Raw genomic sequence first — 12,650 nt, forward strand, 5'->3', positions numbered from 1 at the left:
GGGGCCAACTCTAAGTGGCCTCACTCGACAGGCAGGCCGAGCCCCCGCGCGATCAGCATCCGCTGCACCTCGGAGGTGCCCTCGCCGATCTCGAGGATCTTGGCGTCGCGGTAGAACCGCGCGACGGGGTACTCCTCCATGAAGCCGTAGCCGCCGAAGACCTGGGTCGCGATGCGCGTCGCGGTGACCGCCGACTCCGACGTGTGCAGCTTCGCGATCGCCGCGGCCTGCTTGAACTGCTTGACGGGCGCTCCGGCGTCCTTGAGCGCCGCGGCGCGGTAGGTCAGCAGCCGGCCGGCGTGGAGCATGACCTCGAGGTCGGCGATCTGGAACGCGACGCCCTGCTTGCGACCGATCGGGCCGCCGAAGGTCTGACGCTCGCCGGCGTAGGCGACGCACAGGTCGAGGCAGCCCTGGATGAGGCCGACGGCGAGCGCAGCGATCGCGACGCGCCCGTCGTCGAGGGTCGCGAGGAACTGCGCGTAGCCGCGACCCCGCTCGCCGAGCAGGTTCTCCGCCGGCACGTGCACGCCCTCGAACGTGAGCGGGTGGGTGTCGGAGGCGTGCCAGCCGAGCTTGTCGTAGGCCTTCTCGGCGGTGAAGCCCGGAGTGCCCGAGGGCACGATGATCGCGCTGATCTCCGGCTTGCCGTCGGCCTTCACGCCGGTGCGCGCGGTGACCGTGACGAGCTTCGTGATCGACGAGCCGGAGTTGGTGATGAACTGCTTGGATCCGTCGACGACCCACTCGTCGTTGACGAGCTCGGCCTTCGTGCGGGTCGCGCCGGCGTCCGAGCCAGCACCCGGCTCGGTGAGGCCGAAGCCGGCCAGTGCCTGGCCGGCGACGAGCTCGGGCAGCCACTGCTTCTTCTGCTCGTCGGTGCCGTAGGTGAGGATCGGGTTGATGCCGAGGCCGACCCCGGCCTCGAGCGTGATGCCCATCGACTGGTCGACACGCCCGAGCTCCTCGATGGCGACGCAGAGCGAGGTGAAGTCGCCGCCGGCGCCGCCGTACTCCTCGGGCGCGGTGAGCCCGAACAGGCCGAGGTCGCCCATCTTCTGCACGACGTCGACCGGGAAGTGGTGGTCACGGTCCCATTGGGCGGCGTGCGGCGCGATCTCGGCCTCGGCGAAGTCGCGGACGACGCGCCTGAACTCCTCGTGCTCGCGCGACAGCTCGCCGTATCCATTCGAAGACATGACCACAGGTTAGCGTTCATTAACCTGATCCGCGAGACGATGCTCACACCACGCCGAAGCGGCACTCCCCTAGAGTGGGACGGCCCGCGCCCGTAGTTGGAGGAGTCGTCGAGTTGAGCAAGCCGCTGTCCAAGGTCCTGATCGCGAACCGGGGCGAGATCGCCGTGCGTGTCATCCGTGCCGCGAAGGACGCAGGCATCGGCAGTGTCGCCGTCTATGCCGAGCCTGACGCGAACGCGCTGCACGTGCGGCTGGCCGACGAGGCCTACTCGCTGGGCGGTGCGACGCCGGCGGAGTCCTACCTCTCGATCGAGAAGATCATCGACGCCGCGAAGCAGTCGGGGGCCGACTCGGTCCACCCCGGCTACGGCTTCCTGGCCGAGAACGCCGACTTCGCCCAGGCGGTCATCGACGCCGGGCTGACCTGGATCGGGCCGCCGCCCTCGGCGATCGAGGCGCTGGGCGACAAGGCCAAGGCCAAGCAGATCGCTCAGCAGGCGGACGCGCCGCTGGCGCCCGGCCTCAAGGAGCCGGTCAAGGACGCCGACGAGATCGTCGCCTTCGCCCGCGAGTACGGGCTGCCGGTGGCGATCAAGGCCGTCTTCGGCGGCGGCGGCCGCGGCCTGAAGGTCGCCCGCACACTGGAGGAGATCCCCGAGCAGTTCGAGTCGGCCACCCGTGAGGCCGTGGGTGCGTTCGGTCGTGGTGAGTGCCTGGTGGAGAAGTTCCTCGACCAGCCGCGCCACGTGGAGACCCAGTGCCTGGCGGACTCCCACGGCAACGTGGTCGTGGTGTCGACGCGTGACTGCTCGCTGCAGCGCCGCCACCAGAAGCTCGTCGAGGAGGCCCCCGCGCCGTTCCTCACCGAGGACCAGATCACCCGCCTGTACGAGTCGTCCAAGGCGATCCTGCGCGAGGCGGGCTACGTCGGCGCCGGCACGTGCGAGTTCCTGGTCGCCAAGGACGGCACCATCTCCTTCCTCGAGGTCAACACCCGCCTCCAGGTCGAGCACTGCGTCTCCGAGGAGGTCACCGGCATCGACCTCGTGCGCGAGATGTTCCGCATCGCCGCGGGCGAGGAGCTCGGCTACGACGACCCCGAGGTGCGCGGCCACTCCATCGAGTTCCGCATCAACGCCGAGGACGGCGGGCGCAACTTCATGCCCGCCCCCGGCACGCTGACCGAGTGGGCTCCCCCGCACGGCCCCGGCATCCGCCTCGACGGCGGCTACGAGCAGGGCGAGACCATCCCGGGCTCCTTCGACTCCCTCATCGCCAAGCTCATCGTCACCGGCCGCGACCGCACCCAGGCCCTGGAGCGCTCACGCCGGGCGCTGGCCGAGTTCAAGGTCGACGGCATGCCCACCGTCATCCCGTTCCACCAGGCCGTCATCGACGACCCGGCGTACGTCGGCGCCTCCAACCCGACGGGCGAGGGCGACTTCACCGTCTACACGACCTGGATCGAGACCGACTTCGACAACCAGATCACGCCGTACGCCGGCGACCACGCCGACGCCCCCGAGGCCGAGGACAAGCAGCGGGTCGTCGTCGAGGTCGGCGGCAAGCGCATCGAGGTCGTCGTCCCCGCCGGTCTCGGCGGCCTGTCGAACGGCGGCGGCGCGGGCGCGAAGAAGCCGAAGCGCGCGGCCGGCAAGAAGGCCGGTGCAGCCGTCTCCGGCGACGCGGTCACCTCGCCGATGCAGGGCACCGTCGTCAAGGTCGTCGTCGAGGAGGGCCAGACCGTGGCCGAGGGCGACGCCATCGTCGTCATCGAGGCCATGAAGATGGAGCAGCCCCTCAAGGCCCACAAGGCCGGCACCATCACCGGACTGACCGCCACCGTCGGCGAGACCGTCACCAACGGTGCCGTCATCTGCGAGATCAAGGACTGACGGGCCGACGCTCACACGGGACCGTTGCATCGGCCCCGAACTATCACCGTGACAGCTGAGTCGCGCCCCGAACTATCACCGTGACAGTTCCAGCGATCGGTGACACCTAGCAACTATCACCGATCGCCGGAACTATCACCGTGACAGTTCCGGCGATCGGTGACACCTAGCAACTGTCACCGATCGCCCCAACCATCACCGTGACAGTTGCGGCGGCGACCCGACCATCGCCCGGACCGCCGACTCCTTGGCGCCCGCGGCCGCCGTGCCGTGCGCACTACGAGCGCCGCTGCGCTCGGCGCCGACCCCGGCGGCGACCACGAAGCAGACGCCGACCACGCCCAGGGCGCTGGGCACCTGGTGCAGGACGAGTAGACCGATCAGGAGCGCGAACGCGGGCTCGAGCGCCATCAGTGTCCCGAACGCGCCGGCGTTGAGCCGGCGCAGGGCGAGGAGCTCCAGGGAGAAGGGCACGACCGGCAGCAGGATCGCCAGGCCGAGCCCGACGATCACGATCTCCGGCGTCAGGCGACCGAAGACCTCCGGGCCGGCGACGACGGTCGCGACGATCGCTGCGACCGGCATCGACACCGACAGGCCGACGATGCCGCTGACCTCGTCGCCGACCCGCTGGGTCAGCACGATGTACGCCGCCCAGCACACCGCGGCGCCCAGCGCGAACGCGACGCCGAGCAGGTCGGCCGTCCCGGCCCACGGCTCGGTCAGCAGCACGACCCCGACGCCCGCCAGCAGCGCCCAGACGCGCGCCAGGCCGGCGCTGCGGACGACCGCCACACCCAGCGGCCCGAGGAACTCCAGAGCACTGGCGGTGCCGAGCGGCAGCCGCGCGATGGACGCCATGAAGAGCAGCGTCACGCCTCCCGTGGCCACGCCGAGCGCGACGGTGGCTGCGAACGAACGCCGGTCGAACATCGAGGGGCGCGGCCGCAGGAGGGCGAGCAGCAGCAGACCGGCCCAGGAGAGCCGGAGCCAGGCCGTGCCCTCCGGCCCGATCGTGTCGATGAGCCCGACGGAGGCGGCGAGGCCGAGCTGGACGCAGAGCATCGACGCGATGGCCATCGCGACGCCGGTGCGGGCCGAGGTTCGAGACATGTCGCCCAGTCAACCCACGAAATCCGTTCGCGTCCACGTGACTTTCCTGGACATATCGTTCACGGTTTCCACACAATCTGAGGATGGACCCACGACGTCTGCGACTGCTGCTGGAGCTCTCCCGGCTCGGCTCGATGCACGAGGTCGCCGCCGAGCTGGGCACCACCACCTCGAGCGTGTCGCAGGGCATCGCGGCGCTGGCGCGCGAGGTCGGCACGCCGCTGGTCGAGCCTGATGGGCGCCGGGTCCGTCTGACCCCCGCCGGTCATCGCTTGGCCGAGCACGCGGGCACCATCCTCGCAGCCGTCGACGCCGCGCGGCTCGACCTCGATCCCGCGGCCGAGCCTGCCGGCATCCTGCGGGTGGCCGGCTTCGCCACCGCGATCCGGCGATCCCTGCTGCCGGTCATCGAGGATCTGGCCCGGAGTCGGCCAGGCGTCGAGGTGCGGGTGCACGAGCACGAGCCCCCGGAGGCGTTCGACCTGCTCGCCCGCGACGCCGTCGACCTCGCGCTCACCTACGACTACAACGTCGCGCCCGCCTCGTGGAGCCGGGACCACGAGGTCACGCCACTGTGGGAGATGGACTGGGGGCTGGGCGTGCCGAGCCACGAGCACCGGGCACCGTTCGCGACGTACGCCGATCGCGACTGGATCGTGAACTCCCGCAACACCGCCGACGAGGAGGTGCTGCGCATGCTCGCCTCGATGGCTGGCTTCGCACCGCGGGTCGTGCACCGCATCGACTCCCTCGAGCTCGTCGACGACCTCGTGGTCGCGGGACGCGGCATCGCCCTCCTGCCCCGCGGTCGGGCGTCGCGTCGTGGCGTGAAGGTGCTGCCGCTCACCGATCCCCGGGTGCGCCTGCGCGCGTACGCCGTCACCCGCCGCGGCCGCCGCTCGTGGCCGCCCCTGCGGGCGGTGGTCGAGCGGCTGGCCGGCCACTGATCCCGACAGGTCAGGATGGCCCCGTGACGTCGTGGATCCTGCACGTCGACCTCGACCAGTTCCTGGCCGCGGTCGAGGTGCTGCGCCGTCCCGAGCTCGCCGGGCTGCCGGTGGTGGTCGGCGGTCGTGGCGACCCGACCGAGCGGGCGGTCGTGTCGACGGCGTCGTACGAGGCCCGAGAGTTCGGCATCCGCTCCGGCATGCCGCTCCGGCTGGCCGCGCGCAAGTGCCCCGACGCCGTCTTCCTGCCGGTCGACCGGCCCGTCTACGAGGCCGCCTCGGCGGTGGTGATGGACACGCTGCGAGCGGTGCCGGGCGCGACGGTCGAGGTGCTCGGCTGGGACGAGGCCTTCGTCGGTGTCGACACCGACGATCCCGAGGCGGTCGCGCATCGGATCCAGGCCGACGTGCTCGCCGCGACCGGCCTGCACTGCTCGGTCGGCATCGGGGACACGACGACGCGGGCCAAGATCGCCACCGACTTCGGCAAGCCACGCGGCACCCACACCCTCGTCCGCCAGAACTGGATGGCGGAGATGGGGCACCGTCCGACCCAGGCGATCTGGGGCATCGGCCCGCGGATCGCAGGCCGGCTGGCCAAGCTCGGCATCGACACCGTCGCCGACCTCGCACGCGCCGACGAGGACGCGCTGGTGCCGGAGTTCGGGCCGACGATGGGCCCGCACTACGCCCGGCTCGGCCGCGGAGGCGGCCACACCACCGTCGACCCCACCCCGTGGGTTCCACGGGCGCACGGGCGCGAGACGACGTACCAGCACGACCTCGTCGAGCGGGCCGAGATCGTCGCCGCCGTGCGCGCGCTGGCGGCCCAGGTCGTCGAGGACCTGCGGGGCGAGGGGCGGCCGTGCCTGCGCGTCCACCTCAAGGTCCGCTTCGCCCCCTTCTTCACGACCAACCGCAGCCGCAAGCTCGCCGAGCCGACGTACGACGTGGAGCTGATCGCCGCGACCGCGCTCGACCTGCTCGACCGGCTCGAGGACGCGCGGCCGATCCGCCTGCTCGGGGTGCGCGGCGAGATGGTGCCGCCTGACGGCGGCTACTAGCGCTCAGGTGAGCCCGACCGCATGGGCCAGCAGCTCCAGGTGGTGCTCGAAGAGCGCGGCGGGGTCGCCGAGCCCGTCGCTGCCGTACTGCCCGAAGATCTCGAAGCTGATGCACCCGAACAACGCGGCCCAGCCGAAGACCCCCGCCGCGATGACACCGTCGGGCACCGGGACGCCGAGCTCCTCGCGCGCGGTCGCGAAACCCGCCAGCAGGCCCGGGGACGTCACCGTCACCTCGGGCGGGGCGAGCCGGCCGGCGGCGTACGCGTCGCTCCAGAGGGTGACCAGCGCCCGCACCACGCGCGTGCCCGGACCGATCGTGCGCTCGGCCGGCGCCTCGTAGCCGGGCACGGGACTGCCGAAGAGCAGCGCGTACGTCGCCGGCTCGGCCAGCCCCCAGGCCCGGACCGCCCGGCCGACGGCCGCCTGCCGGCCGATGTAGTCGCCGTCCGCAACGGCTCCGACGGCCGCGTCGACGGCGTCGCCGAGCTCGTCGTACCCGTCGACCACGAGCAGGGTGAGCAGCTCGTCGCGGCTCTTCACGTAGCGGTAGACGGCCGACGAGACCACCCCGAGGTCGCGGGCGACCGCGCGCAGCGACAGCGCGGCGGCGCCCTCGGTGGCGAGGTGCTGGCGGCCGATCCGCACGATCTCGGACATCGTCTGGGCGCGAGCGCGGTCGCGAGGGGTGCCGGGCATGACGCCATGTTGCCGGGAAGTGAGAGCACCGTCAACAAATGTGAGCACTGCTCTTGCATTTCGGGAACGGCGATGTCATCCTCGGAGTCAGAGAGCAGTGCTCTCGCTTCACTACGAGGAGATCCCCATGAACGCCATCGTCATCGGCGCCGGTCCGGTCGGCGCCACCGTCGCACTCCGCCTCGCCGAGCAGGGCCGCAAGGTCCGGCTGCTCACCCGGTCCGGCAGCGGTCCGGACCACCCGCTCATCGAGCGCCGGCCGGCCGACGCGAGCGACGCCACGGCCCTGGCCGAGCACCTGAGCGGAGCCACCGCCGTCTTCGACTGCATGCACGCGAGCGCCTACCGCGCCGACACCTGGCGAGCCGAGCTGCCCCGTGCCGAGCGGGCCGTCCTCGACGCTGCCGGCCGGGCGGGCGCCGTCGTCGTCTTCCCCGAGAGCCTCTACTCGTTCGGCCACGTCGACGCCCCGATCACCGAGTCGACCCCGCGCACGGCGACGAGCGGCAAGCCCGCCGTGCGGGTCGAGCTCCTCCGCCAGCGCGAGGAGTCGGCGACGCCCACGGTCAGCGTGGCGGCCTCCGACTTCTACGGCCCGCTCGTCCGCAACGCCCACGCGGGCGAGCGGATGGTCCCGACCGTGATGGACGGCCACACGATGTGGGTCATGGGCGACCCCGACGCACGCCACTCCTGGACCTACGTCCCCGACCTGGCGGACGCGATGATCGCGGCCGCTGACGCCGAGGCGCTGTGGAACAGCTTCCTGCTCGCCCCGACCGCCGCGCCGCTGAGCCAACGCGAGCTCGTGGCGGCGTACGCCGGGGCAGCCGGTGTCGCCGCCCCCGCCGTCCGCGGCATCCCGACCTGGATGCTGAAGGCCATCGGACTGGTCCACCGCGACACCCGCGAGCTGGCCGAGATGTCGTACCAGTTCGCCCGGCCGTTCGTCATCGACTCCTCGCTCAGCCAGCAGCGCCTCGGCCTCGAGCCGACCCCGATCGCGGCGGGTGCGCGGGCGACCGTCGACTGGTGGGCTCGCACAAGGTGAGACACCGACTGACCGGTAACTTGGGTCGCCGCTAGCGTTGCGGCATGTTCAACAAGGTCCTGGTGGCCAACCGTGGAGAGATCGCGATCCGAGCTTTCCGCGCGGCCTATGAGCTCGGAGCCAAGACGGTCGCGGTCTATCCCTACGAGGACCGCGGCTCGGAGCACCGGTTGAAGGCGGATGAGGCCTACGAGATCGGCGAGCGCGGCCACCCGGTCCGCGCCTACCTCGATCCCGAGGCGATCGTGCAGGCAGCGCTGCAGGCCGGCGCCGACGCGGTCTACCCGGGCTACGGCTTCCTGTCGGAGAACCCGGCGCTGGCCGAGGCCTGCGCCAACGCGGGCATCACCTTCGTCGGCCCGACCGCCGAGGTGCTGACCCTGACGGGCAACAAGGCGCGCGCGATCGCTGCCGCGAAGGCCGCCGGGGTGCCGACCCTGGCGAGCATCGACCCGTCGCGCGACGTCGACGAGCTCGTGACGGCGTCCGAGGGTCTGCGCTATCCCCTGTTCGTGAAGGCCGTTGCCGGTGGGGGTGGCCGCGGCATGCGGAGGGTCGACCAGCCGGAGCTGTTGCGGGAGGCGGTCGAGACCTGCATGCGCGAGGCCGAGGGCGCCTTCGGCGACCCGACGGTCTTCATCGAGCAGGCCGTCGTCGAGCCGCGCCACATCGAGGTGCAGATCCTGGCCGACGGCGAGGGCAACGTGATGCACCTCTTCGAGCGTGACTGCTCGGTGCAGCGCCGGCACCAGAAGGTCGTCGAGATCGCCCCGGCACCCAACCTGCCCCAGGAGCTGCGGGAGCGGATGTGCGCCGACGCGGTCCGGTTCGCCCAGCAGATCGGCTACCGCAACGCCGGCACGGTGGAGTTCCTGCTCGACCCCGAGGGCAATTACGTCTTCATCGAGATGAACCCCCGCATCCAGGTCGAGCACACCGTGACCGAGGAGGTCACCGACGTCGACCTGGTGCAGTCGCAGCTGCGCATCGCCTCCGGCGAGACGCTGGCCGACCTCGGCCTCTCCCAGGACACCGTCCAGCTCCGGGGCGCGGCGCTGCAGTGCCGCATCACGACCGAGGACCCGGCCAACAACTTCCGGCCCGACACGGGCGTCATCACGACGTACCGCTCCCCCGGCGGAGCCGGCGTCCGCGTCGACGGCGGCACGACCTACTCCGGCGCAGAGATCAACGCGCACTTCGACTCCATGCTCGCCAAGCTCACCTGTCGGGGCCGCACCTTCAACGACGCCGTACGCCGCGCCCGTCGCGCCGTCGCCGAGTTCCGGATCCGCGGCGTCGCCACCAACATCGCGTTCCTGCAGGCACTGCTCGACGACCCGGACTTCGAGGCCGGCCGGATCACGACGAGCTTCATCGAGACCCACCCCGACCTCCTGACGGCGCGGTCGAGCGGCGACCGCGGCACCCGGCTGCTGACCTACCTGGCCGACGTCACCGTCAACCAGCCGCACGGCGTCGCACCCGTGACCCTCGACCCCGCGACGAAGCTGCCTCCCGTCTCGCTGGCCGTGCCCGCGCCCGACGGCACCCGGCAGCGGCTCCTGGCGATCGGCCCGGAGGCCTTCGCCGCCGAGCTGCGCGCGCAGGACCGGGTCGCCGTCACCGACACCACCTTCCGCGACGCCCACCAGTCGCTGCTCGCGACGCGGGTGCGGACCCGCGACCTGCTCGGGGTCGCCGGTCACGTGGCCCGGCTGACGCCGGAGCTGTGGTCGCTGGAGTGCTGGGGCGGTGCGACGTACGACGTCGCGCTGCGGTTCCTCTCCGAGGACCCGTGGGAGCGGCTGGCCGAGCTGCGCCAGGCCGTGCCGAACATCTGCCTGCAGATGCTGCTGCGCGGCCGCAACACGGTCGGCTACACGCCGTACCCGACCTCGGTCACCCGCGCCTTCGTCGAGGAGGCGACCGCCACCGGCATCGACGTCTTCCGGATCTTCGACGCCCTCAACGACGTCTCGCAGATGACGCCGGCGATCCAGGCCGTGCGGGAGACCGGGACCGCGGTCGCCGAGGTTGCCATGTCCTACACCGGCGACCTCTCCTCGCCCGACGAGAAGCTGTACACGCTCGACTACTACCTGCGGCTGGCCGAGCAGATCGTCGACGCCGGTGCGCACGTGCTCGCGATCAAGGACATGGCGGGCCTGCTCCGCGCGCCGGCCGCACGCACCCTGGTCACCGCACTGCGCGAGCGCTTCGACCTGCCGGTGCACCTGCACACCCACGACACCGCCGGTGGCCAGCTCGCCACGCTGACCGCTGCGATCGAGGCCGGCGTGGACGCGGTCGACGCGGCCTGCTCGGCCATGGCCGGGACGACGTCGCAGCCGCCGCTCTCCTCGCTGGTCGCCGCCACCGACCACTCCGCGCGCGAGACCGGGCTCTCGCTCGGATCCGTGAATGCGCTGGAGCCCTACTGGGAGGCCACCCGCCGCGTCTACGCGCCCTTCGAGTCCGGCCTGCCCGCGCCCACCGGCCGGGTCTACCGCCACGAGATCCCCGGCGGCCAGCTCTCCAACCTGCGCCAGCAGGCGATCGCGCTCGGCCTCGGAGAGAAGTTCGAGCAGATCGAGGACATGTACGCCGCCGCGAACGACATCCTCGGCCGCATCCCCAAGGTCACCCCGTCCTCGAAGGTCATCGGCGACCTCGCGCTCGCACTCGTCGCCGCCGGGGCCGACCCCGAGGCGTTCGCGGCCGACCCGTCGTCCTACGACATCCCGGCGAGCGTCATCGGCTTCCTGCACGGCGACCTCGGGGACCCGCCCGGCGGCTGGCCCGAGCCGTTCCGCAGCAAGGCCATCGAGGGCCGGTCCTGGACCGCACCCGCCGAGGAGCTCTCGGCCGAGGACGAGGCACTGCTGTCCTCGGACCGCCGTGCGACGCTGAACCGGCTGCTCTTCCCCGGTCCGACGCGTGAGTTCATCGAGGCACGCTCGAAGTGGGGCGACGTGGCGGTCCTGCCGACGCTCGAGTTCCTCTACGGGCTGCGGTTCGGCGAGGAGCACGTGGTCGAGATCGAGGAGGGCAAGCAGCTCTACCTCGGCGTCGAGGCCATCAGCGAGCCCGACGAGCGCGGCTACCGGACCGTCATGTGCACGATCAACGGCCAGATGCGGCCCGTCGCCGTCCGCGACCGGTCGGTGGAGGCCGAGGCGGCCGCCGCCGAGAAGGCCGACCCCTCGGTGCCCGGCCAGATCGCCGCGCCGTTCCAGGGCGTCGTCACGATCGGCGTGTCCCTCGGCGACAAGGTCAAGGCCGGCGACACGGTGGCGACCATCGAGGCGATGAAGATGGAGGCGGCCATCACGGCGCCCCTCGACGGGACGGTCGAGAGGCTCGCGCTCAGCAGCACGCAGGCCGTCGACGGCGGCGACCTGATCCTCGTCCTCAGCTGACACTCGCCGACTCGGCGTCAGCCGATCCGGAACCAGGTCGAGCGCAGACCGAGGGTCATCCGGAAGTCCGTGCCGTCGACGGTGACGGAGCCCTTGCTGCCGGTGAGCCGGACGCTGTTGACCCGGCCGCCCCAGTCGCCGTTGCCGTCGCGGTCGAGGACCTGGACGCCGGTCAGGGTCCCGATCGACGGCCAGGCCGCCTGGACCTTGCCGGCGGCGACCGTCGTGGTCCAGTCGTGGACATGGTTGCCCGGCCAGGCGTCGTACGGGTCGGCCTTCGCGGCCTGGTAGGGCACCGAGCCGCGCACCGTCCAACCACCGCTCGAGGAGCTGAACTGGGTGAACGCCGGCTGGCCGGCGTACGTCAGGACCTGGCCGTTCGTCGCGGCCACCGCTGCGTCGGTCGCGCGCGTCTCCGCGGCGACGCCGCCGTAGACCTGGCAGGACGTGCTGTCACAGGTCTGGTAGGACCGGCCCGCGGGAGTGTGCGCGCGGTCGTACGCCGCGAAGGTGCGCGCCGCGACGGCCTGGGTCTGCAGCGCCGCCGGGCTCCACCCGGCCGGCATCTCGCGGGCGACCACGCCGCGGACGTAGTTCTGCAGTCCGAGCACGTTGACCGTGTCGCGGTCCCGGCCGCCGGCGGCGGTCGGCGCGTTGCGAAGCGCGCCGCGGTAGGCCGCCGAGCCGCCCGGCACGTAGAGCGTGATCGGGGCGCCGCCAGCGAAGAACTCGGCCGGCCCGTCGAGCACCCGCGCACGCGCCCAGGCGTGCCCCGGGATCTGGTAGGACAGCGCGGTGCGCGTGGCCGAGAGTGGCTTGAGTCGCCAGCGGGTCGCGCTGCGCTGGAGGCCCGTGAGGGCGAACGTCTGCGACGGGCGGCCGACGACCCGCGCGACGAGCCGGTCCCGCGCGGCCACCATCGTGTCGGCCGTGGTGTCGGAGCCGATGCGGACGCTGATGTTCCCGCCCACACGGGCGACGGTCGTGCCCGGGTAGTAGAACGCGAGGATCTGCGCCGACGTCAGCCCCTGACGGGCGGCTCCCTCGGCGCCGTACTGCGACATCCCCCGGCCGTGGCCGTAGCCGTGGCCCGTCAGCGTCAGGGACCCACCGGCCGGTACGGCGACCACCGGTTCCGCCGTCCGCGCTACCGCGGCTCCCGGCGCGAGCAGGCCGAGTGCGAGCGTCGCCGCGAGGAGTGTCGTGCGTGACATGTGTGACTCCAGGGGAAGTTGAAAACTCCTGGGAGTGTACGGCGTG

The 12,650-nt window shown here is 72.0% G+C and carries 9 protein-coding genes; 5 read left to right on the forward strand and 4 right to left on the reverse strand.

Features of this window, described 5'->3' with window-relative positions; translation table 11 throughout:
• Nucleotides 1-20: 20 nt before the first annotated feature.
• Nucleotides 21-1,199 (reverse strand): acyl-CoA dehydrogenase family protein, encoded by a 1,179-nt coding sequence (locus tag ABD205_RS13480; protein ID WP_344045446.1) that lies wholly within the window; start codon nt 1,197-1,199, stop codon nt 21-23.
• Between the two features lie 113 nt (nt 1,200-1,312).
• Here ABD205_RS13480 and ABD205_RS13485 point away from each other — a divergent pair, with 113 nt between their 5' ends.
• Nucleotides 1,313-3,094: an acetyl/propionyl/methylcrotonyl-CoA carboxylase subunit alpha gene (locus ABD205_RS13485; RefSeq protein ID WP_344045448.1), complete on the forward strand. Its 1,782-nt coding sequence runs from the start codon at nt 1,313-1,315 to the stop codon at nt 3,092-3,094.
• 195 nt (nt 3,095-3,289) lie between these two features.
• Here ABD205_RS13485 and ABD205_RS13490 read toward each other — a convergent pair whose 3' ends face one another.
• Nucleotides 3,290-4,207: an EamA family transporter gene (locus ABD205_RS13490; RefSeq protein ID WP_344045450.1), complete on the reverse strand. Its 918-nt coding sequence runs from the start codon at nt 4,205-4,207 to the stop codon at nt 3,290-3,292.
• A gap of 83 nt (nt 4,208-4,290) precedes the next feature.
• On the opposite strand from ABD205_RS13490, the gene ABD205_RS13495 reads away from it, so the two are divergent.
• A complete protein-coding gene (locus ABD205_RS13495) occupies nt 4,291-5,154 on the forward strand; it encodes a LysR family transcriptional regulator (protein WP_344045452.1) in 864 nt (287 codons plus the stop codon).
• 23 nt (nt 5,155-5,177) lie between these two features.
• The gene (locus ABD205_RS13500) at nt 5,178-6,218 is read left to right on the forward strand and encodes a DNA polymerase IV (protein WP_344045454.1); all 1,041 of its coding nucleotides are present in this window, start codon (nt 5,178-5,180) and stop codon (nt 6,216-6,218) included.
• A 3-nt stretch (nt 6,219-6,221) separates the two neighbouring features.
• Here the strand turns inward: ABD205_RS13500 and ABD205_RS13505 are convergent, their stop codons facing one another.
• A complete protein-coding gene (locus ABD205_RS13505; RefSeq protein WP_344045456.1) occupies nt 6,222-6,917 on the reverse strand; it encodes a TetR/AcrR family transcriptional regulator in 696 nt (231 codons plus the stop codon).
• Nucleotides 6,918-7,044: 127 nt separating this feature from the next.
• Here ABD205_RS13505 and ABD205_RS13510 point away from each other — a divergent pair, with 127 nt between their 5' ends.
• Together ABD205_RS13510 and ABD205_RS13515 are read left to right on the forward strand one after the other, a co-directional pair.
• Nucleotides 7,045-7,968, forward strand: coding sequence for an NAD-dependent epimerase/dehydratase family protein (locus tag ABD205_RS13510; RefSeq protein ID WP_344045458.1), 924 nt, complete (start codon nt 7,045-7,047; stop codon nt 7,966-7,968).
• Nucleotides 7,969-8,012: 44 nt separating this feature from the next.
• Nucleotides 8,013-11,390 carry a pyruvate carboxylase gene (locus ABD205_RS13515; RefSeq protein ID WP_344045460.1) on the forward strand — a complete coding sequence of 1,126 codons (3,378 nt, stop codon included), beginning with the start codon at nt 8,013-8,015 and terminating at the stop codon, nt 11,388-11,390.
• A 17-nt stretch (nt 11,391-11,407) separates the two neighbouring features.
• Here ABD205_RS13515 and ABD205_RS13520 read toward each other — a convergent pair whose 3' ends face one another.
• Nucleotides 11,408-12,604 (reverse strand): SpoIID/LytB domain-containing protein, encoded by a 1,197-nt coding sequence (locus ABD205_RS13520; protein WP_344045462.1) that lies wholly within the window; start codon nt 12,602-12,604, stop codon nt 11,408-11,410.
• Nucleotides 12,605-12,650 lie beyond the last annotated feature (46 nt).

The organism is Nocardioides panacihumi, from assembly GCF_039530925.1.
GTDB classification, from domain to species: domain Bacteria; phylum Actinomycetota; class Actinomycetes; order Propionibacteriales; family Nocardioidaceae; genus Nocardioides; species Nocardioides panacihumi.